At 66.1% G+C, this 20,592-nt stretch carries 15 protein-coding genes; 10 read left to right on the top strand and 5 right to left on the bottom strand.

Going from position 1 to position 20,592, the window contains the following annotated elements:
* Entirely contained in the window at positions 1 to 2,538 is a 2,538-nt protein-coding gene (locus tag ACN2XU_RS08680; protein ID WP_419410033.1) for a hybrid sensor histidine kinase/response regulator, read from the bottom strand.
* A 212-nt stretch (positions 2,539 to 2,750) separates the two neighbouring features.
* On the opposite strand from ACN2XU_RS08680, the gene ACN2XU_RS08675 reads away from it, so the two are divergent.
* Both ACN2XU_RS08675 and pbpC read left to right on the top strand, forming a co-directional pair.
* Positions 2,751 to 8,183, top strand: coding sequence for an alpha-2-macroglobulin family protein (locus ACN2XU_RS08675; RefSeq protein ID WP_419410032.1), 5,433 nt, complete (start codon positions 2,751 to 2,753; stop codon positions 8,181 to 8,183).
* A gap of 4 nt (positions 8,184 to 8,187) precedes the next feature.
* Positions 8,188 to 10,200: a penicillin-binding protein 1C gene (gene pbpC, locus ACN2XU_RS08670; RefSeq protein ID WP_419410031.1), complete on the top strand. Its 2,013-nt coding sequence runs from the start codon at positions 8,188 to 8,190 to the stop codon at positions 10,198 to 10,200.
* Between the two features lie 59 nt (positions 10,201 to 10,259).
* Here pbpC and ACN2XU_RS08665 read toward each other — a convergent pair whose 3' ends face one another.
* The 3 genes from ACN2XU_RS08665 to ACN2XU_RS08655 are packed head-to-tail and all read right to left on the bottom strand — an operon-like array spanning position 10,260 to position 11,775.
* Positions 10,260 to 10,616 (bottom strand): hypothetical protein, encoded by a 357-nt coding sequence (locus ACN2XU_RS08665; RefSeq protein WP_419410030.1) that lies wholly within the window; start codon positions 10,614 to 10,616, stop codon positions 10,260 to 10,262.
* A 36-nt stretch (positions 10,617 to 10,652) separates the two neighbouring features.
* Positions 10,653 to 11,363 (bottom strand): DUF599 domain-containing protein, encoded by a 711-nt coding sequence (locus tag ACN2XU_RS08660; protein WP_419410029.1) that lies wholly within the window; start codon positions 11,361 to 11,363, stop codon positions 10,653 to 10,655.
* Between the two features lies 1 nt (position 11,364).
* Positions 11,365 to 11,775 (bottom strand): CopD family protein, encoded by a 411-nt coding sequence (locus ACN2XU_RS08655; RefSeq protein ID WP_419410028.1) that lies wholly within the window; start codon positions 11,773 to 11,775, stop codon positions 11,365 to 11,367.
* A gap of 137 nt (positions 11,776 to 11,912) precedes the next feature.
* Between ACN2XU_RS08655 and ACN2XU_RS08650 the strand changes: the two genes are divergently transcribed.
* The 7 genes from ACN2XU_RS08650 (at position 11,913) to ACN2XU_RS08620 (ending at position 18,502) form a co-directional block, all read left to right on the top strand.
* Entirely contained in the window at positions 11,913 to 13,361 is a 1,449-nt protein-coding gene (locus ACN2XU_RS08650) for an FAD-linked oxidase C-terminal domain-containing protein (protein ID WP_419410027.1), read from the top strand.
* Positions 13,362 to 13,425: 64 nt separating this feature from the next.
* On the top strand, positions 13,426 to 14,550 hold the full coding sequence (locus ACN2XU_RS08645) for an FAD-binding protein (RefSeq protein WP_419410026.1): 1,125 nt from the start codon (positions 13,426 to 13,428) through the stop codon (positions 14,548 to 14,550).
* Positions 14,550 to 14,897 carry a hypothetical protein gene (locus tag ACN2XU_RS08640; RefSeq protein WP_419410025.1) on the top strand — a complete coding sequence of 116 codons (348 nt, stop codon included), beginning with the start codon at positions 14,550 to 14,552 and terminating at the stop codon, positions 14,895 to 14,897. The genes ACN2XU_RS08645 and ACN2XU_RS08640 overlap by 1 nt, the downstream gene beginning before the upstream one ends.
* A 3-nt stretch (positions 14,898 to 14,900) precedes the next feature.
* Entirely contained in the window at positions 14,901 to 16,190 is a 1,290-nt protein-coding gene (glcF, locus tag ACN2XU_RS08635; protein WP_419410024.1) for a glycolate oxidase subunit GlcF, read from the top strand.
* A 108-nt stretch (positions 16,191 to 16,298) separates the two neighbouring features.
* Positions 16,299 to 17,099: a trypsin-like serine peptidase gene (locus ACN2XU_RS08630; protein ID WP_419410023.1), complete on the top strand. Its 801-nt coding sequence runs from the start codon at positions 16,299 to 16,301 to the stop codon at positions 17,097 to 17,099.
* Positions 17,096 to 17,896, top strand: coding sequence for a trypsin-like serine peptidase (locus ACN2XU_RS08625; protein WP_419410022.1), 801 nt, complete (start codon positions 17,096 to 17,098; stop codon positions 17,894 to 17,896). Before ACN2XU_RS08630 ends, ACN2XU_RS08625 begins: the two co-directional genes overlap by 4 nt.
* Positions 17,897 to 18,031: 135 nt before the next feature.
* Positions 18,032 to 18,502: an Hsp20 family protein gene (locus tag ACN2XU_RS08620; RefSeq protein ID WP_419410021.1), complete on the top strand. Its 471-nt coding sequence runs from the start codon at positions 18,032 to 18,034 to the stop codon at positions 18,500 to 18,502.
* Positions 18,503 to 18,567: 65 nt separating this feature from the next.
* Here ACN2XU_RS08620 and ACN2XU_RS08615 read toward each other — a convergent pair whose 3' ends face one another.
* The gene (locus ACN2XU_RS08615; protein WP_419410020.1) at positions 18,568 to 19,563 is read right to left on the bottom strand and encodes an NAD(P)-dependent alcohol dehydrogenase; all 996 of its coding nucleotides are present in this window, start codon (positions 19,561 to 19,563) and stop codon (positions 18,568 to 18,570) included.
* A 102-nt stretch (positions 19,564 to 19,665) separates the two neighbouring features.
* On the opposite strand from ACN2XU_RS08615, the gene ACN2XU_RS08610 reads away from it, so the two are divergent.
* Entirely contained in the window at positions 19,666 to 20,562 is an 897-nt protein-coding gene (locus tag ACN2XU_RS08610; protein ID WP_419410019.1) for a LysR family transcriptional regulator, read from the top strand.
* The last annotated feature ends 30 nt before the right edge of the window (positions 20,563 to 20,592 follow it).

Raw genomic sequence — 20,592 nt, 5'->3', positions numbered from 1 at the left:
TCAGGAGGCTTTGGCCTTCATGATCTGGCGGCGGTAAAAGCGGATTTTCTCACCAAGTTCGGCCTTGCGCAGCGGCTTGGTCAGGTAATCGTCCAGACCGGCCTCAAGGATGGTTTCACGGTCTCCGGCCATGGCGTGCGCGGTGACCGCGATGATCGGCACCCGCCCGCTGGCGGTCTCGAGCGCCCGGATCTCGCGGGTTGCCTGCTTGCCGTCCATGACGGGCATGGAAATGTCCATGAACACGAGATCCGGTTTCTGCTCCTTGTAGGCATCGACCGCTTCCACGCCATTGTTGGCGAACCGAAGCGAGACGTTGAACGCCGCCGCCATCTTGCGGAACACCAGTTGGTTGGTCTTGTTGTCCTCCGCAACGAGCACGTCCAGCGGGTCGGACCTGTCGTCTCCCATGATCGGCTCGATGGTGATCGGAGTGGCCGGTTCCGACTCGGACAGGGTTTTCGGCTCCGCGAGCTTGACGGTTTCAAGGGCAGAGAAAAGCTGCCGCCGGGTCGGAGGCTTTTGCAGCACCACATGCACTGCCTCCCGCTGCGGTTTCGAAATCTGGGTCGGGTTGTCCGCCATCAGGATAACCGGAACCGGGTGGCGCGAATTCTGGATATGGGCGGCCAGCTCATGCCCCTGCATGTCGGGCAGGTCCTCCTCCGCGATGATCAGATCGGGCGCATCGGCGATCCGGTCGATCGCCTCGGAGCCTGTCGTGCAGAATTCCGTTGTGAGCCCCAGAATATCGAGCTGTTTGGACAGGATCACCCGGTTGGCGCTGTGATCGTCCACCACCAGGACCCGCCGCAGCCTCGCGGGCAGGGCGGCGCGCTCATAGGTGGCCGGCTCATCCGGGAGCAGCATGATGCGCATGCCGAAACAGCTTCCCTTGCCAAGCTCGGAGTCGACCCAGACCTCGCCATCCATCAGTTCAACAAGCCGCTTTGTGATGGCAAGGCCAAGGCCGGTCCCCTCGAACTTGCGATTCCGCTCGTCCTCGACCTGATTGAACTCGCCAAAGACATGCTCGACCTTGTCCTTCGGGATACCGATGCCGGTGTCCTCTACGGTGATGTGAATGGCCGACGGGCCGTCGTCCGCCACCATGCCGACCACCCGCACCAGGACATGCCCCTCCACGGTAAATTTGACCGCATTGCCCATCAGGTTGGTCAGGATCTGCCGAAGCCGTCCCGGATCGCCGATAAACCGGGTGGGCAGGAACATGTCGAAATCCACCAGAATCTGGATGTCCTTGTCCCGGGCGGTGGGTTGCAGAAGCATCACCACCTCGTGAATGGCCCGTTCCAGATCGAAGGGCTCGGGGTGCAATTCGAGCTTGTCCGCCTCGATCTTCGAATAATCGAGAATGTCGTTGATGATCACCAGGAGCGCTTCACCGGAGGAGCGGATGGTGTCGAGATAAAGCCGCTGTTCCTCGGTCAGGTTGGTTTCCGACATCAGGTCCGCCATGCCGACAACGCCATTCATTGGCGTGCGGATCTCATGGCTCATATTCGCCAGAAAGGCGGATTTGGCGCGATTGGCGGCCTCGGCCCGAACCGTGGCCTCTTTCAGGCGCTGCTGATCCTTCTTTATCTCCGTGATGTCGACGCGCAGGCCGACGCGCCCGCCGCCACGGGTCTCACGTTCGTACACCCGCAGCCAGCGGCCATCATCCAGATGCTGTTCCAGTTCGCGGTCGGCCCGGCGATGGGCTTTCAGCCGCTCCTCAAGCCATTCTTCCTCGCGCCCGGCCGCCTCCTTGTATTGCCCGCGTTCCAGCCCATAGCGCAGAATGTCCTCAAAGCTGGCGCCGGGCACGATGGCCGGGGCGCTGGCGCTGTAAATTTCGCGGTAGGGTTCATTGCACATGAGCAGCCGGTCCTCGTCATCGTAGAGGACAAAGCCATCGGGCAGCTCTTCGATGGCGGACCACATGCGCATCAATTCCGTCAGATCGACGCAGAGCGACACGACCCCGCCATCGGGCGTGCGGCGATCCTGAATCTTGATGAACCGGCCATTCCAAAGGCGCACGGTTTCCGGCGGAATCGGGTTGCTGCCCCAGCGCGCATACATGCGCGACTGCCACTTTTCGCTGGGTTCCCCTTGCAAGTCGACAATGCCTTCCTCTGCGAGGATTTGCAGGATTTCGGCATAGGTGGTGCCGACGTCGACGCTCTCCATGCCATCGAAGACCGAGATATACGCGGGGTTGGCGAGCTCCAGCTGGTTGTGGGCGTTGAACATGGCAAAGCCGTCGCGCACGGTCTTCAACGCCTTCCAAAGCTGATCCTCGACCAGTTCGATCTTCTGTGTGGCTTCGCCAAGCTGGGTGATCACGCGGCGGTTTTCGTCGCGGACTTCCGCTACCTCGGCGCGGGTTTCGGTGATTTCATGGCTGAGCTGGAGGGCGTGAGCACCGAGTTTCTTGTTGGCAGCATGAAGCTCGGCCTGCTTGAGCTCAAGCAGGCGTTCTGCCGCAAGACGGGCGCGTCTTTCTTCGGCCAGGCGCGAGGCCATGGTCATTGTCAGCCCTCCGAAAATTGTGCGCAGTCTTCGCCCTTATGGGTGAATATCCGCTTAAGGTGCGCAAACCCGCTGCTGGGAAGGCGCGCTGCATACCGCTGGCCGGACGCCGTGGCCGAACTTGCCCGGGTATGGTTTTCCGGAGGGTCAGAATCCTTGCAAGTCAGGGGGTCGCGGGTGCACGATGGGCCATTCCTTGCAGGAGCGTTTTCATGCGCCGTTTTCTTCTCGCCGGTCTGCTGGCCGTTGTTTCCATCACCGCCGCGCAGGCACAGGAAATCATCCCGGACCGGCGGCTGGTCGTCACCCGCGATGTTGATTTCTACGGTGCGGATCTCCAGGCGCTGTTCGATACCACGCAGGAGGCCTGCCAGCGGCAATGCCTGAACACCCCGGACTGCAAGGCCTTCACCTTCAACAAACGCTCCAACGCCTGTTTCCCGAAGTCCGACATCACCGACCGACAGCCCTATGAGGGCGCGCTATCGGCGCAGGTTGTCGACACGGATCCCGCGATCCGTGCACTGGCCGAAACCCGCCGGACCGATCTCGAATTCCTGCGTGAGGGTGATCTGGCCAACGCGCTGGACGAGGCGGCAAACCTTGGCGTGCGCCATGGGGGCGGCGAATGGACGGAGCGGCAACTGCTCGATGCGGCGCAAAACAGCCGCGCGCAGGGCAATTTGCGGGATGCCATTCACTGGACCGGGGCGGCACTGGCGCAGTCCGATGCCGTGTCCGGCTGGCTGCAGTACGGGCGCTGGTCTGCGGAACTGGCGGAAACCCTGACCGGCGGGGACCGCCGCAAATACCGCGATCGGGCGTTCCTTGCCTCGGTCAACGGCTACCTGCGCAGCGCGGAAGACAGCCGCCGGGAATCGGCGCTGGTTCTCATGGCCGAGGTGCTGGGGACGCAGGGCCGGGGACGCGACACCATCCCGCCGCTGCGCCTTGCCGAAGGCCTGACCGGCAACCCGGAGGTCACCCGCCTGCTGGACGAAGCCATCAGCAAATACGGTTTTCGCGTTTCCGAACATGCGGTTGAGGCCGACAGCGCCAGCCCCCGCATCTGCGCCGAATTCTCCGAACCGCTGATCCCCGCCGGGCAGGATTATGCGCCCTATGTGCGCCTGCCGGACCCGCGCCTTGCGGTCGAGGCCGACGATCAACGCATTTGCATCAGCGGTGTCGAGCATGGCGGACGTTACACGCTCACCTTCCGTTCTGGTCTGCCTGCCGCCTCCGGCGAAACGCTGGTCAAGGATGTGGAGATCACCGCCTATGTGCGCGACCGCACCCCGGCGGTGTCCTTCCCGGGCCGCGCCTACGTCCTGCCGCGCAGCGCCGATGCCGGGCTGCCGGTGGAGACGGTGAACCTGTCGGAGCTGGATCTGACGCTGCGCCGCGTGTCGGACCGCAACCTGCTCCGCGCCATTCAGGACAGCTATTTCGGCAAGCCGCTCAGCTACTACGAGGAGCAGGCCTTCAGCAACGAGGTGGCCGAAGACATCTGGACCGGCACGGGCGAGGTGGAAAACCGCCTTAATGCCGATGTTCTCACCCGTCTGCCCATGGGCGACGTGGTCGGGGACCTGCCCGCTGGCGTTTATGCGCTGACGGCCGCCGTTCCGGGCAGCGATCCCTATGACAACGACCGGGCAACGCAATGGTTCATCCTGTCGGACATCGGTCTGACCACGATGCAGGGCAATGACGGGCTGACGGTCTTTGCCCGGGGGCTTGGCTCGGCAGAGCCGCTGCAGGGGCTTGAGGTTGCCCTGCTCTCGTCGTCCAACCGTATCCTCGAAACGGCGCAGACCGATGCAGACGGCATGGCGCAATTCGCCCCCGGGCTGATGCGCGGCACCGGCGGCGCACAGCCTGCGCTGGTGACCGCCAAACGCGGCGAGGAGGACATTGCGTTCCTCTCGCTCACCGACCCCGCCTTTGACCTTTCGGATCGCGGGGTCGAGGGCCGCGCCCCGGCTGGCCCCATCGACACGTTTCTTGCCACAGATCGCGGCGCTTACCGGGCGGGCGAGGTCATCCATGTCACCGCCCTGACCCGCGATGCGGCGGCGCAGGCAGTGCGCGATCTGCCCCTGACCATGGTACTCACCCGCCCCGATGGCGTCGAATATTCCCGCCACGTTTCGGACGGCGGGCAGGCGGGCGGGCATGTCTTTGATCTGCCCATTGCCGCCTCCGCTCCGCGCGGCACATGGCGGATGGAGGCCTTTGCCGATCCGGACGCCCCGGCGCTGACCTCGAAAACCGTGCTGGTCGAGGATTTCGTGCCCGAGCGCATCGACTTTGACCTGTCGCTGCCCGAGGGTGTGATCAACCCGCTGGAAGCGCCGGACCTGACCGTCGATGCCCGCTATCTCTTTGGCGCGCCGGGCAGCGATCTGCCTATCGAAGGCGAGGTGATCCTGCGCGCGCAGAACACGCTCGATGCCTTCCCGAAGTACCGCTTCGGTCGCCATGACGCGGGCGTCACCGTGCGCACGCAAAGCTTCCCCTCGGATCTGCTGACCGATGGTGCGGGCCATGCCGCGCTGGCCCTGCCGATTCCCGATCTCGATCCCGAAGGCCGCCCGATGATGGCCACCGCCCGCCTGCGCATCGCCGAAGGCTCGGGCCGTCCGGTCGAGCGCGAGATCGCCCGCCCCGTCGCGCCGCCGACACCGATGATCGGCATTCGCCCCGCCTTTGACGACAGCTTGCCGGAGGGGGCCGAAGCCCGCTTCGACGTGATCGCCCTCGGCCCGGACCTTGCGCCGCAGGCGATGGACATCACGTGGCAGATCAACCGCGTCGACACGCACTACCAATGGTATCAGCTTTACGGCAACTGGAACTGGGAGCCGGTGAGCACACGCGAGACCATCGCCCGCGGCACCGGCAGCCTCGGCGCGGAGCCGCTGAACCTGTCCGCCGATGTGGATTGGGGTCAGTACGAGGTGGTCGTGGAGCGCACGGACGGCGCCTATGTCTCGGCCTCCATGGGCTTTGATGCGGGCTGGTACGCACCCGCCAATGCCGCCGAGACGCCGGACATGCTGTCGGTGTCGCTCGACAAACCGGCTTATGCCCCCGGCGAGACCGCCACCCTGCGCATGGTTCCGCGCTATGCGGGCAAGGCGCTGGTTACCGTTCTGGCGGACCGCGTGCTCTCGATGCAGGCCATCGAGGTTACCGAAGGCGAGAACACCCTGCAGCTTCCCGTCACCGACGATTGGGGCGCGGGCGTTTATGTCACGGCGCAGGTGATCCGACCGATGGACATTTCCGCCGGTCACAATCCCGCCCGCGCCCTCGGCCTCGCCCACGCCGCTGTCGATCCCGGAGATCGCAGGCTGTCCGTGGCCTTCGATGCGCCCGCAGAGGCGCTCCCGCGCGAGACCCTGACCGCCGCCGTGCAACTGGACGGGCTTGGCGCGGGCGAGACCGCCTATGTCACCGTGGCCGCCGTGGATCTCGGCATTCTGAATCTCACCGGGTTCCAGAGCCCCGATCCGGCGGGCTACTACTTTGGCCAGCGCCGCCTCGGCGTGGAACTGCGCGATATCTATGGTCGCCTGATCGACGGCATGAACGGCGCCATGGGGCAGGTGCGCTCTGGCGGCGATGCCGGGTCTGCGATGCGCCTGCAAAGCCCGCCGCCGACCGAAGCCACCGTCGCCTTCTTCCAGGGGCCGGTGCAGGTCGATGCCTCGGGCCGGGCGGAGGTCTCCTTTGACATGCCGGATTTCAACGGCACCGTGCGGCTGATGGCCGTGGCGTGGTCGGACACGGCCGTTGGACAGGCCGAACAGGACGTGCTGGTGCGCGATCCCGTGGTGCTCTCGGCGTCCTTGCCGCGCTTTCTCGCGCCTGGCGATCGCTCCCGCCTGCTGCTGGAGTTGACCCACACGAAAGGCGAGACCGGGGCGATGCCGCTCTCTGTCACCGCCTCCGGCCTGACGCTGGACACGGCGGCGATCCCCGCAATGGTCACGCTCTCCGAGGGGGAGAAGGTCGCGCTGACCATCCCGCTGACCGCGTCCGAAACCGGCGATCACACCATCGCCATCGCCCTCATCACGCCGGACGGTCAACGCCTGACCAAGGCGCTGACCCTTGGCGTGCGCGCCAACGATCCGCCCGTCGGCGCCACCCGCCGTCTGTCACTGGCCCCGGGGCAGAGCTTCACGCTGGACCGTGAAATCTTCGCCAACCTGCGCCCTGAGGGCAGCAGTGCGCTCGTCTCCGCCGGTCCGTTGGCTCGGTTCGACGCGCCCGGTCTTCTGGCGCGGCTGGACCGCTATCCCTATGGTTGCACCGAACAGGTGACATCGCAGGCGCTGCCGCTGCTCTATATGTCGTCGGTTGCCGAACCGCTCGGTCTTGGCGATCCCGCCCGCATCGTGCAGCGCATCGACCAGTCCGTGACCAGGATCCTGACCCGTCAGGCGGCCAGTGGCGCGTTCGGGCTGTGGCGCGCGGAGTCCGGTGATTTCTGGCTCGACGCCTACGTCACGGACTTCCTCAGCCGCGCCAGGGCGCAGGGCCATGAGGTGCCGGACATCGCCTTCCGCAGCGCCCTCGACAATCTCAGGAACCGCATCGCCTATGCGCCGGACTTCGATCGCGGCGGCGAGGATATCGCCTATGCGCTGATGGTGCTGGCCCGCGAAGGGGCGGCGGCGATGGGCGATCTGCGCTACTACGCGGATGAAAAGGCCGACGCGCTGGCCACTCCGATGGCGCAGGCGCAGCTTGGCGCGGCGCTCGCGGCCTATGGCGATCAACAAAGGGCGGACCGGCTCTTTGCCAAGGCCGCCGCGCGGATCGCCCGCCTGGCGCAAACCGGCGACCGGGAATATCGCGCCGACTATGGCTCGGCCTTCCGCGACACCGCCGCGGTGCTGTCGCTGGCCACCCAAGCACGTTCGGAGGCGGTCGACACAGGCGCGCTCACCGCGCGGCTGGCGTCCGTCACCCGGCCACTCTCGACGCAGGAGCAAAGCTGGGCGCTGCTGGCGGCCCACGCCATGGTTCAGGACCCGGCCGTGTCGGGCCTGGAAGTGGATGGCACCCCGCAGGTCGGTCCTTTCGTCCGGAAACTCGACGGGGAGACGCTGCAGCCGATGGTGATCCGCAACACGGCGGACACGCCCACCGATGTGACTCTCACCACCCTCGGTGTGCCGATGGGCGAGACGGAGGCGGGCGGCTATGGCTATGCCCTGACCCGCGCGTATTACACCATGGAGGGTGATCCGCTGGGCGATGTGATCCGGACCGGCGACCGCATGGTCGCGGTGCTGACCGTGCGGCCCGCCGATGACACGCGCGCGCGCCTGATGGTGGACGATCCGTTGCCCGCCGGGTTCGAGATCGACAACCCGGCCCTGCTGCGCTCGGGCGATCTGCGCGCGCTCGACTGGCTGGAACCGGCTGAGGCGGACCATGCCGAGTTCCGCTCCGATCGCTTCCTCGCCGCGGTGACCCACGCGGGAACCGAGCCATTCCGGCTGGCCTATATCCTGCGCGCCGTCTCGCCCGGGGACTTCCACCACCCGGCCGCCCTTGTGGAGGACATGTACCGCCCCGACTACCGCGCCACCACGGCTTCGGGCAGCGTGACGATCCTGCCATAACGCCATGAAACGGCTGTTTGCCCTTGTCCTGTGCCTCTGGTCCGTCGCGGTGATCCGCGACGGATTGGACAGGCTCATCGATGAAACGGAACTGCCCGTCCTGGTCCATGCCACGGCGCCGGAGGTCCGCGACCGGCACGGCGCACTGCTGCGCGCCTATACCATCGAGGACGGTCTCTGGCGCATGGCACTCAGCGCCGATCAGGTGGACCCGCTGTTTTATGACATGCTGATTGCCTACGAAGACAAGCGCTTCCGGGCGCATGCCGGTGTTGATCCGCAGGCGACCCTGCGCGCCGCTTGGCAGGCGCTGCGCAATGGTGAAATCGTCTCCGGGGCCTCCACCCTGACGATGCAGGTGGCGCGGCTGCTGGAGGATGGGACCACCGGACAATGGGCGGGCAAGCTGCGCCAGATGCGGCTGGCGCTGGCGCTCGAACGGCATCTGAGCAAGGACGAGATCCTGGATCTTTATCTGCGGCTCGCGCCCTACGGTGGCAACGTCGAAGGGTTGCGCGCGGCCTCCCTTGTCTGGCTCGGCAAGGAGCCGCGCCGTCTGACCCCCGCCGAGGCGGCGCTGCTCGTCGCGCTGCCGCAAGCCCCCGAAAGCCGCCGCCCGGACCGCCACCCGGAGGCCGCGCGCCGCGCGCGGGACCGCGTTCTGATTCGTATGGCGCAGGCCGGTGTGATCACCATGGGCGATGCCCAGGCGGGTCAGAGCGATCCGGCGCCACCGGGCCGCCACGCCATGCCGCAGATCGCGCCGCATATGGCCGACCGAGCCGTGGCAACCGGGCCGGGGCGGCACGACCTGACACTGGACAAGGGGCTGCAGATCGCGCTGGAAAATCTGACGCGCACCTACATGCAGGGCCGCGATCCACGCCTTTCCATGGCCGTGGTGCTGGCCGATATCGAGAGCGGCGAGATCCTCGCCTCTGTCGGCTCGCCGCGCTACACCGCAACCGAAGGGCAGGGCTTTGTCGATATGACACAGGCCATGCGCTCTCCCGGCTCGACGCTGAAACCACTGGTCTACGGGCTCGCCTTTGACCGGGGACTGGTGCATCCGGAGACGCTGATCCTCGACACGCCGGTGCAGTTCGGCACCTATGCGCCACAAAACTTCGACGGAGTGTACCGGGGCGAGGTGCCGGTGCGGCGGGCGCTGCAACTGTCGCTGAATATCCCGGTTGTGCGGCTGACAGAGGCGCTCGGCCCGGCGCACCTGATGTCGGCGCTGAAACGCGCCGGGGTCAATCCGGGCCTGCAGGGCGGCGCACCCGGCCTTGCGCTTTCGCTTGGCGGCTTGGGCGTGACGCTGGAGGAGATGGTGCAGCTCTACGGCGCGCTGGCGCGGGGCGGCGAGGCCAAGACGCTGACCTGGCAAAACGGCGCGGCGCCGGAACCGCTCGACCGCATCATGAGCGCTGCATCGGCGTGGCAGGTGGGACATGTGCTGGCCGGGCTCATGCCTCCGCCGCAGGCCGGACCGCAAGGCCGCGTCGCCTACAAGACCGGTACGTCTTATGGCCACCGCGATGCATGGGCGCTCGGCTGGAACGGGCGCTATGTTGCCGGGGTCTGGATCGGCAGGCCGGATGGCACGCCGGTGCCGGGGGCCTTTGGCGGGGATCTCGCCGCTCCGATGCTGTTCGAGGTGCTGGGCCGGGCGACGGTCCGCCCCGCGCCGCTGCCCCCACCCCCGGCGGAGACGCTTCTGGTGTCCCGGGCGCAACTGCCCGCGACCCTGCAACGGTTCGGGCCGCGTGATGCCGCGCAGAGCCTGCAGCTGACCTTTCCGCCAGACGGCGCCCGGCTCTCGGCGGGGGGTGACATTCCGATCAAGGTGCGGGGTGGAACCCCGCCCTACACGCTGTTGGCGGATGGGGCCGTTGTCGGCACAGAGTTGCGCGGTGGCGCGTTCTTTGCGCCGGACCTCGGTGCCGGGTTCACCACGCTGTCGGTGATCGACGCCCTGGGGCAATCCGGCCGGGTCTCGGTGGAGGTGCGTTAGACGCCCGCATCGACAGTGCGACAGGGGCGGTGAGACAAGCCGCGCGCCAAGCCGCCGCCTCAGCGCAGGTCGACCGCCACGCGATCATCGCGCCACCCGTCCACAAGGCACCGCGCCCGCACAAACACGACCGTCGTGCCCTCTGGCACCGCGACATTGCCCAAAGCGCGCGTAAACGGCTGCTCTTCCACATGCGGATGCGCCAGAACGCGGGTGCCAAGCACCGTGCCGTCCTCACGCTCCACCCGCCAGCCATCCGCGTAATGATCCCAGCCGGTGTCCGGATGGGCCAGCGTCACCGAGAGGGTATAGCCCGAACCGCTGCGCGTTGCCTGAACGGCCTGGATCTGCGGCGGATCGGCCAGGGCGGAGGTCGCCGGCAGACTGGCGATCAGGGCGAAAACAAAGCGTCTCATGCGCGGCAGCCTAACCGAGTTCGCCCGGAGTGCCGGTCACGACTGCGTGCGATCGCCCTGCGCCAGCAGAACCTCGCGCGACTGCGAGGCGAATTCGCGGCGGAGGATCACCGCCGCGGTGAACAGCGTCGCGATCATCAACGCCCAGGGTCCGGCCAGCCACGCCGTGGCGGCGATGCCGAAATAGACCGAGCGCAGCCCGCGATTGTAGCCACGCGCCGCGAGAATGTTGATCTCGCCCGCCTTGGCGGCGCGGGGCAGGGCGCTGGGGTCCTCCGTCTCGTTCGGGACGGAGGCCATCAGCACCGCGCAGTAGCCGAACAACCGGTGCGACCAGACGAACTTGAGAAAGGCATTCACCGCAAACGCCAGCATCACGAACACCTTGATCTCCCAGACCACCATGGGATCGGACTGCTGGGTCAGATCCTGCGCCAGACCGCGCAACCGCTCGGTGTTCCCCAGAAGCGCCAGCCCACCGCCGATGGCGATCATCGAACCGGAGGCAAAGAAGGCCGTGCCCTGCCGCAACTGTCCGACGATCTGAGAATCGAAGATGCGCGGCTGGCGGGTGACGAATTGCACCATCCATTCGCGGCGATAGGCGGCCATCAGGCTGGAGGTGGACGGGCGCGATTTTGGCGAATGCTCGATCAGCCGGGTCGATCCGACCCAAAGCAGCAAGAGCATCGCGACAGCAATGTAATCCGGCGGAGAGAACAGCGAAAGGCGGGCCAGAACATCCATGTCAGAACGGCTGGACCACCACGACCCAGAGAACCGCGATGGTGCCAAAGACGCTGACTTCGTTGAAGATGCGCAGGTAGGTGTCGGATTCGGTGAAAATGCCCTTCTGCGCGCGCTTCACCAGCCTGCCGGTCCACAGATAATGCAGCGCCAGCAGCACCACGAGGGCCGCCTTGAGATGCACCCAGGCGGGCCAGCCAAGCCAATGCGCGTACCAAAGCCCAGTGGCGATGGCGATCACGCCCAGCCCGAAGGAAAACCGATAAAGCCGCCATGTCAGATCGCCCAAGGGCCCTTGCGCGCCGGCCTTCTGAAAATCGCGCTTCCAGTAGATGAGTGCCCGCGGCACGGCGAAGATGGAGGTCATCCACCCCATGACGCAAAGAATGTGTATGATTTTGACCCATGCCATGGGGGCAAATGACCTTGAACGGAAGCCAAGCGCAAGAGTCGCTGCGCCTGTGGCGTTTTGTGACTCGCAAATCTGCGGTTTTGGTTATATAAACTGACCAATTGCCCGGTTTCCGGGAAGCCTTGGAGGAGGCCGCCATGCAGATGCCAGAGCCCGACGCCGGGATCATCGCCCGTAAACCCCGCATCGTTGCGCGGCTGAAAAGCGTGTTGCCCGAGGGTGCGGTGATCGACGATCCCGCCGAAACCCGTGCCTATGAATGCGACGCGCTCACCGCCTATCGCTGCCCGCCGCTCGCCGCCGTGCTGCCCGCCACTACGCAGGAGGTCTCGGACGTGCTGCGCATCTGCTCCGAGGAAGGCGTCCCGGTGGTGCCGCGCGGCTCCGGCACATCGCTTGCAGGCGGTGCCCTGCCCACCGCCGACTGCGTCATCCTCGGTGTGGCGCGGATGAACGCGGTGCTGGAAACCGATTACGACAATCGCTTTATTCGGGTGCAGACCGGGCGCACGAACCTGTCTGTCACCGGCGCGGTCGAGGAAAACGACTTTTTCTACGCGCCGGACCCGTCGTCGCAACTGGCCTGTGCCATTGCCGGGAACATCGCCATGAACTCCGGCGGGGCGCATTGCCTGAAATATGGCGTGACCACCAACAACCTGCTTGGCGTAACCATGGTGCTGATGGATGGCACGGTGGTCGAGCTGGGCGGCGCGTATCTGGACGCCGGGGGACTGGATCTGCTTGGCGTGGTCTGCGGCTCCGAAGGGCAACTTGGCGTTGTGACCGAAGCCACGCTGCGCATCCTGCACAAGCCCGAAGGCGCGCGGCCGGTGCTGATCGGCTATGACTCGAACGAAGTCGCCGGAGCCTGCGTTTCCGACATCATCAAGGCGGGCGTGCTGCCTGTGGCCATCGAATTCATGGATGCGCCCTGTATCCGCGCCACGGACGACTTCTCCGGCGCGGGCTACCCGCAATGCGAGGCGCTGTTGATCGTCGAGGTTGAAGGCTCCGAGGCGGAAATCGCCGAACAGCTTGAAAAGATCACCGCGATCGCGCGGCGGCACAACCCGGTGGAGCTGCGCGAGGCAAAATCGGCGGACGAGGCGGCCCGTATCTGGCTTGGCCGGAAATCGGCCTTCGGCGCGATGGGCAGTATCAACGACTACATGTGCCTGGACGGCACGATCCCGGTGTCGGAGCTGCCCTATGTGCTCAAACGGATCGGCGAGATGTCGACGGAATTCGGACTGGACGTGGCCAACGTGTTCCACGCCGGGGATGGCAACATGCATCCGCTGATCCTGTTCAATGCCAACGAACCGGGGCAGCTTGAGCTGTGCGAGCGGTTCGGGGCGGAGATCCTCAAGCTCTGCGTCGAGGTCGGTGGCTGCCTGACCGGAGAGCACGGCGTCGGCATCGAGAAACGCGACCTGATGGTCGACCAATACGATCCCGCCGATCTCGAAGCGCAGATGGCGGTCAAGGACGTGTTTGATCCCGCATGGCTGCTGAATCCGGCGAAGGTGTTCCCGCTGGCCGCCTCCGAAGCGCGGCGCACGGTGCGTTTGGCGGCGGAATGAAGGGGGGCTTTGCCCCCGCCGCCTGCGGCGACTCCCCCAGGATATTTGGACAGAGAAGAAACACATGAGACCGACAAGCGAAGCGGCAGTGGCCGAGATGATCGCCAGGGCGGATGGCCCACTCTCCATTCGCGGCGGTGGCACGCGCGGCTTTGATGCGCTGGGGACCTTGCTGGAGACCGGCGGGCTGTCGGGGATACCCCTCTACGACCCCGGATCGCTGACACTGGTGGCGCAGGCCGGTACACCCCTCGCGGAGATCGAGGCGGCGCTTGAGGCGGAAGGCCAGCGGCTGGCGTTCGAGCCGATGGATCACCGTGGATTGCTTGGCAGCACCGGCGTACCGACGATCGGCGGGGTGATCGCGGCCAACATCAGCGGGCCACGGCGCATCCAGGCGGGCGCGGCGCGGGATTTCCTGCTCGGTGTGCGGTTCGTCGATGGTCTGGGGCGGGTGGTCAAGAATGGCGGGCGGGTGATGAAGAACGTCACCGGCTACGATCTCGTGAAGCTGATGGCGGGCAGCCATGGTACGCTCGGCGTTCTGACGGAGGTCAGCCTCAAGGTGCTGCCGAAGCCGGAGGCGGCAGCCTGTGTGCGCGTCAAGGGACTGGGTGACGCGGATGCGGTGACTGCGATGGCGCGGGCGCTTGGCTCGCCGTTCGACGTGACCGGCGCGGCTCATATGCCTGCCGGTATGGATGGGAACCCGGTGACGATGATCCGGATCGAGGGGTTCGAAGGCTCGGTGGCCTATCGCGCGGGTAAGCTGCAGGCGATGTTCGGCGGACAGGACGTAACGGTCGAATCCGATTCGGAGCAGGTGGCGGCTGGCTGGCACCGGGTACGCGACGTGGAAGCGATGCACGGCAGCGGCGGCGACGTCTGGCGCGTTTCGGTCAAGCCTTCCGATGCGCCCGCCTTTGTCGATGCCCTGCGCCAGCGCGGCGCGGTGAAGCGCGTGCTTTATGACTGGGGTGGCGGGTTGATCTGGGTCGAGACCGAGCCGGGTGACGACATTCGGCCTTCGGGTTTCAAAGGCCATGCAACCCTGATCCGGGCCTCCGCGGACACCCGCCAGCGTCTCGCGCGGTTCCATCCCGAACCCGCGCCTGTGGCGGCGCTGACCCGCGGGGTCCGGCAGAAGTTCGACCCCCGGGGCATTCTCAATCCGGGGCTGATGAGCTGATGGCCAGCATGACCTTTCTCGCCTTCGTGCTCATCTTCGGGGCCGGACCACTGCTTTGCGCGCTGCTGTTGCGGCTGCCCACCCGCCTTTCCGTGCTGATCGGCCTTGGTCTGGCGGCGATCTTCTGCGTGACGCTGGCCCTGATGCTGCAGAGCCTCGGGCCGATGCGGATGCTGTCGTCGCTGATCCTGCTGTGGCTGGCCTGGGTGCTGGCGGTGGCGATGACCGGTCATGCCTTCCTGCGCCGCCTCACGGGCCTCCGCGCGCGCCGCTGGGTCACCACGATCGCGCTTTTGACAACAACCCTGCCGTGGTTCGGATTGGCCACGGCCCGACTGATGGTCTGACGCATGCAAACGAATTTCACCGACGCCCAGCTTGAGGATGCCGGAACCGCCCGCGCCAACCAGATCCTGCGGACCTGTGTGCACTGCGGCTTTTGCACCGCGACCTGCCCGACCTATCAGGTTCTGGGTGATGAGCTCGACAGCCCGCGCGGGCGCATCTACCTGATCAAGGACATGCTGGAGAACGAGCGTATCCCGGATGAGAAAACCGTCCGGCACATCGACCGCTGCCTGTCCTGCCTTGCCTGTATGACCACATGCCCCTCGGGTGTGCATTATATGCACCTTGTCGATCATGCCCGCGCCTATATAGAAAAACACTACGACCGGCCGTGGTCGGATCGCGCCCTGCGCTGGATTCTGGCGCGGATCATTCCCTATCCGGGGCGGTTCCGGCTGGCACTTCTGGGGGCAAAGATTGGCCGGCCCTTTGCCCGGTTCATGCCGGACCCGCGCCTCCGGGCGATGCTGGAAATGGCGCCGAAGTCCATCCCCCCGGTCAGCCGCAACGACGACCCGCAAAGCTTCGCGCCCAAGGCGCCGAAACGGATGCGCGTGGCGCTGATGACCGGCTGTGCGCAAAAGGCGCTGAACACCGATATCAATGACGCCACCATCCGCCTGCTGACCCGGCTGGGTGTGGAGGTCGTCGTGGCCAAGGGCGCGGGCTGCTGCGGGGCGCTGACCCACCACATGGGCAAGGAAGACCTCAGCCACGCCTCCGCCGCCACCAATATCAAGGCCTGGAAGGCGGAAATCGACGGGGATGGCCTCGATGCCATCGTCATCAACACCTCCGGCTGTGGCACCACGGTGAAGGACTACGGCCATATGTTCGAAGGTACGGCGCAGGCGTCGGATGCGGCCAGGATCGCCGGGTTGGCCAAGGACATCTCTGAAGTGCTGACCATGCTGGAGATCCCCGAAGGCGCGGCCAGGGGCCTGCGCGTGGCCTATCACGCCGCCTGCTCGCTCCAGCATGGCCAGAAGATCAAGACGCACCCCAAGGACCTGCTCCGCAAAGCCGGTTTCGAGGTGGTCGAACCGGCGGACAGCCACCTGTGCTGTGGCTCTGCGGGCACCTACAACCTGTTGCAGCCGGAGATTTCCACGCAGCTCAAGACCCGCAAGGTCCAGACGCTGGAAGCCAAAAAGCCCGACATCATCGCCGCCGGGAACATCGGCTGCATGATGCAGATCGGGTCCGGCACCGAGGTGCCCATCGTGCACACCGTCGAGCTGCTGGATTGGGCGACGGGCGGGCCGAAGCCGCGCGCCCTTGGTGAAGGCTGACCACGGCGCCACAGCGACGAACAAAAACCGGATTGTCGGCATGGTCGCCCTAATTTCGCCGCAGCCTGTGTCTAATTGCTCAAGAGCAATAACAAGTAGGCTGCGGTCGTGCGTCATTTTCTGATTTGTCTCGCCCTTTTCTGGGGTACGGCGTTGCACGCCGAGGGTTTCTTTTCCCTCGGCAGTCAGAACGATGACAGAAAGTGGGAGGCCGTGGGGCGGCTCGAAATTGCCGGGGATGCCTTTTGCACGGGTGCGCTCATTGCGCCGGACCTGGTTCTGACGGCGGCGCATTGCCTGTTCGATCCGGTCACAGGCGTCCGTGTACCGACCGATGACATCCAGTTTCTCGCCGGATGGCGCAATGGCCGCGCCGCCGCCTATCGCCGGGTGCGGCAGGCGGTCCATCTGCCGGACTACGACTTCAGCAGCCCGGCGGACACAGCGCGGGTTCGCAAGGATCTCGCGCTTCTCGAATTGCAGCATCCGATCCGCAACACCACAATCGAACCTTTCCTGACACAATCCCGCCCGGACAAGGGCGCGGAGGTCGGCGTTGTCTCCTATGCGTACAACCGCTCCGAAGCACCCAGCCTGCAGGAGCTGTGCTCCGTGCTGTCGCGGCAGGATGGCATTCTCGTCCTCTCCTGTGCGGTGGAGTTCGGCGCCTCCGGCTCGCCGGTCTTCAGTTTCGGCGAAGATGGCACGCCGCGCGTGGTCTCCGTGGTGTCGGCCAAGGCGCGGGACGAAGGGACGGGCGAGGCGGTCTCGCTGGCGGTTTCGCTCGACTCGCCCCTCTCCGTGCTGCGCGCGTTGGTGGCCGATGGCGCGGGGCTGCCGCGCGGCCTGATCCGGCAAACCGCCGGGACCCGGAACGACGCGACAGGGGCCAAGTTCATCCGGCCATGATCCGTCCCGCGCTCCTCGTTCTGTTCGCCAGTCTCGCGGCCCCCCTTGCCGCCCAGACCCGCACCGAACTGGACGTTATGGGCAGCCGGGGCGCGGTTCTGGGCTGGGAGGCCGTGGGGCGGCTCGAAACGGGGCGCGGTTTCTGCACCGCCACGCTGATCGCACGGGACTTTGTTTTGACCGCCGCTCATTGCGTGCACGATGTGGCGGGGCGGCCCGTGGCGGCGGCCAATCTGCGCTTCCGCGCGGGCTATCAGAACGGGCAGGCCATTGCCGAGCGTGGCATCACCGAATACCGGGTGGGCGCGGGCTATACCGATACGGGCGATGGGCAACTCGACGCCACCATGATCGCAAACGATGTGGCGCTTCTGCGTCTCGACACAGAGATATTCGCCGCCGAGGCCCGGCCCTTCACCCTCGCCACCACACCGCCCGAGGGCAGCGCAGTCAGCGTGGTGTCCTACGGCAGGGGACGGGCCGAGGTGCTCTCGCGCGAGGCCCGCTGCGCCCTTGTTGGCCGCTTCGTCGAGGGCATCCTCGGCTTCGACTGCTCTGTGACCTTCGGCAGCTCCGGTGCACCGGTCTTCATCCGGGAGAACGGCCGGTTGCGCATCCTGTCGATCATCTCCGGGGGCAATGCGGACGTGGCCTATGGTCCCGGCCTCACGGCACAGGTGAGCGCCCTCAAGGCTCAGTTTGCGGATGGCGCAGCGCGGACCGAACCCGGCCCCGGTGCGCGGGTGATCGGCATTGGAGAGCGCTCTGACTCGGGGGCGAAATTCGTCAGACCCTGAGGGCTTGAAACCCTCCGGGGCCGGTCTTACCTCATGATCACCGGGGCGCTGCCAAGCAGGTCCCGGTACAATCAGACGCCTGTCCCGGATGGGAAGGCGCCGCACATATTGGTATCGCTCAAATGGAGGATTCCCATGCGACACTTCGATCTTGCACCGCTTTACCGTGCAACCGTCGGCTTTGATCAGATCGCGGACATGATGGACCGCGTCCTGGCCAACGACGTCAGCCAACAGACTTATCCGCCGTACAACATCGAGAAGACCGCCGATGATGCCTATCGCATCTCCATCGCCGTGGCCGGCTTCTCCGATCGCGACCTTTCGGTCGAGGTCAAGGAGCAGGCTCTTGTCGTCTCTGCCCGTAAGGCCGAGGACGAGGGCGAGCGCACCTATCTGCACCGTGGCATCGCCACCCGTGCCTTCGAGCGCCGCTTCCACCTCGCCGATCACGTCCGCGTCAAGGGGGCAACCCATGAGGACGGCATGCTGCACATCGAGCTGCAGCGCGAGATCCCCGAGGCGCTGAAACCGCGCCAGATCGAAATCGCCAAGCCGACCCGCGCCATCGAAAAAGACGTGGTGAACGCCGACACGGTGAACTGACCCCCTCTCCCTGTCAGGTAAGCCATCAGGCCCCGGGGCATCCCCCGGGGCCTTTTTCGTCTCTGTCAGACGGTCTGCGTCGCCTCTGCCGCGGGCTCGATGCTGACAACCACGGTGCCCGCGCTGTGCCGGGTTTCGACCTGCTCATAGGCGTCCACGATGCGCGCGAGGGGAAACACGCTGTCGACCACGGGCCGCAGCGTGCCTTCGGCGATCCAGCGAACCAATTGCTCCAGATCCTCCGCCGTGTCGCCGCTGACCGACAGCGCCACGCGCGGCCCTCCTGTCACCTTGGCGTGGATCATATCCCACAGCTCGCGCCCACCCATATTCAGCGGTACGAAAACGCCGCCGGGTTTCAGCCTGTGCCGCATCGTGCTCCAGCGGGTCGCGCCGATGGTGTCGAACACCACATCATACTGACTGCGCAGGGAGGCGGGGTCTTCCCGGCGATAATCCACGACGTGATGTGCCCCCAATGCCGTGAGCATGTCTGCCCGCCCCGGTCCGGCAACCGCCGTCACCTCCGCCCCCAGAATCCTGGCGATCTGAACCGCGTAGGAGCCAACCGCGCCCGACGCCCCGACGATCAACACATGCTGCCCCGCCGTCAGCTTGGCCACATCGCGCAGGAAGACCAGCGCCGACGCGCCGCCAAAGGGCAGGGCGGTGGCCTCCACATCCGACAGCGCCTCCGGCGTTGCGATGATCGCCGCGTCTTCCTTCACCGCGATATACTCCGCATGGCCGCCTTGCCCGACAAAGCCAAACACCCGCTCACCAACCTGGAACCGCGTCACGCCCTCCCCGGTTGCCACCACGGTTCCCGCCATGGTCACGCCCAGCACCGGCACCTTGGGGCGGCGCAGGCCGAACATGATGCGACCCGGCAACCAGGTGATACCCGGAAACGCCGCCGCGCGAATGCGCCAGTCCGCCGTGGTCACCGCCGCCGCGCCCACACGGATCAGCACCGCCTTCGGCTCCGGAACCGGGGTCGGGCGATCGCGGATGGTGACGACCTCGGGCGGACCGAAGCGGTCCTGTGTGGCGGCTTTCATACTGTATCCTTTCAGAGACGGGGGCCAAGCGTTACGGCGCGATACACTATGCGCCATGCCGAAGGGATTGACAAAATCCGGTTGGTATCCATGCAATGACGTATGGATTGGCGTTCTGTCACCTTCGATTGGAACCGCGCCCGCGCGTTTCTTGTCACCGCCGAGGAGGGCTCGCTCTCGGCGGCGGCGCGGGCGCTTGGCATGACCCAGCCGACGCTGGGCCGTCAGGTCACCGCCCTCGAAGAGGAACTCGGCGTTCTGCTCTTCGAGCGCGTCGGGCGCGGGCTGGTCCTGACGAAATCCGGCACGCAGCTGATGGATCACGTCCGCGCAATGGGCGAGGCCGCCGCCGCCGTCTCCCTTGCTGCCTCGGGACAGGCGCAGGAAGTCGAAGGCCATGTCGCCATCACCGCCTCTGAAATCTACTCCATGTGGCTGCTGCCCCGGGTCCTGACCCGGCTGCGGGAGGTCGCGCCCGGCATCCGCGTGGAGGTCGTCGCCTCCAACGCCATCCGCGATCTCAAACGCCGCGAGGCCGACATCGCCATCCGCAACGCCCGCCCCGACCAACCCGATCTGATCGGCAAGCGGGTGGCGGAAGACTGCGCCGGGTTCTTTGCCACGCCGGCCTATGTCGCCAGCCTGCCGCCGCTCCGCAAACCCGCCGACCTGACCCTGGCCCGCCTCATCGGCTTCGACGAAAACGCCAATTACATCACCGCGCTCAACGCCCGGGACATTCCCGTCACCGAAGAGAACTTCTCCGTCACCGGCTCCACCCATCCGGTGCATTGGGAGATGATGCGCGCCGGTCTTGGCATCGGCGTCGGTCCGGTCACGCTGGCTGCGGCGCAACCGGACATCCTGCGCGTCCTGCCGGATCTCACCCTCGACTATCCGGTCTGGCTGGTCGCCCACCGTGAATTGCGGACGAGCCCGCGCGTGCGGATCGTCTGGGACCTGCTGGCAGAGATGCTGCCCGCCCTGCTGCGCGGCTGACGCGATCGCCAGGGCCGCAGACCAACGCGC

Source organism: Pacificoceanicola niger (genome assembly GCF_048553275.1).
GTDB lineage: Bacteria > Pseudomonadota > Alphaproteobacteria > Rhodobacterales > Rhodobacteraceae > Pacificoceanicola.
Note: the sequence above shows the minus strand (reverse complement) of the source record. Positions and strands in the feature narration are given on the sequence as shown.

Bases quoted from the DNA above. Each gene is read 5' to 3' on its own strand.
- ACN2XU_RS08640 (WP_419410025.1), top strand. From the start codon at position 14,550: ATGGCCAGCATGACCTTTCTCGCCTTCGTGCTCATCTTCGGGGCCGGA.
- ACN2XU_RS08645 (WP_419410026.1), top strand. From the start codon at position 13,426: ATGAGACCGACAAGCGAAGCGGCAGTGGCCGAGATGATCGCCAGGGCG.
- ACN2XU_RS08650 (WP_419410027.1), top strand. From the start codon at position 11,913: ATGCAGATGCCAGAGCCCGACGCCGGGATCATCGCCCGTAAACCCCGC.
- ACN2XU_RS08625 (WP_419410022.1), top strand. From the start codon at position 17,096: ATGATCCGTCCCGCGCTCCTCGTTCTGTTCGCCAGTCTCGCGGCCCCC.
- pbpC (WP_419410031.1), top strand. From the start codon at position 8,188: ATGAAACGGCTGTTTGCCCTTGTCCTGTGCCTCTGGTCCGTCGCGGTG.
- ACN2XU_RS08610 (WP_419410019.1), top strand. From the start codon at position 19,666: ATGGATTGGCGTTCTGTCACCTTCGATTGGAACCGCGCCCGCGCGTTT.
- ACN2XU_RS08620 (WP_419410021.1), top strand. From the start codon at position 18,032: ATGCGACACTTCGATCTTGCACCGCTTTACCGTGCAACCGTCGGCTTT.
- ACN2XU_RS08675 (WP_419410032.1), top strand. From the start codon at position 2,751: ATGCGCCGTTTTCTTCTCGCCGGTCTGCTGGCCGTTGTTTCCATCACC.
- ACN2XU_RS08665 (WP_419410030.1), bottom strand. From the start codon at position 10,616: ATGAGACGCTTTGTTTTCGCCCTGATCGCCAGTCTGCCGGCGACCTCC.
- glcF (WP_419410024.1), top strand. From the start codon at position 14,901: ATGCAAACGAATTTCACCGACGCCCAGCTTGAGGATGCCGGAACCGCC.
- ACN2XU_RS08680 (WP_419410033.1), bottom strand. From the start codon at position 2,538: ATGACCATGGCCTCGCGCCTGGCCGAAGAAAGACGCGCCCGTCTTGCG.
- ACN2XU_RS08660 (WP_419410029.1), bottom strand. From the start codon at position 11,363: ATGGATGTTCTGGCCCGCCTTTCGCTGTTCTCTCCGCCGGATTACATT.
- ACN2XU_RS08655 (WP_419410028.1), bottom strand. From the start codon at position 11,775: ATGGCATGGGTCAAAATCATACACATTCTTTGCGTCATGGGGTGGATG.
- ACN2XU_RS08615 (WP_419410020.1), bottom strand. From the start codon at position 19,563: ATGAAAGCCGCCACACAGGACCGCTTCGGTCCGCCCGAGGTCGTCACC.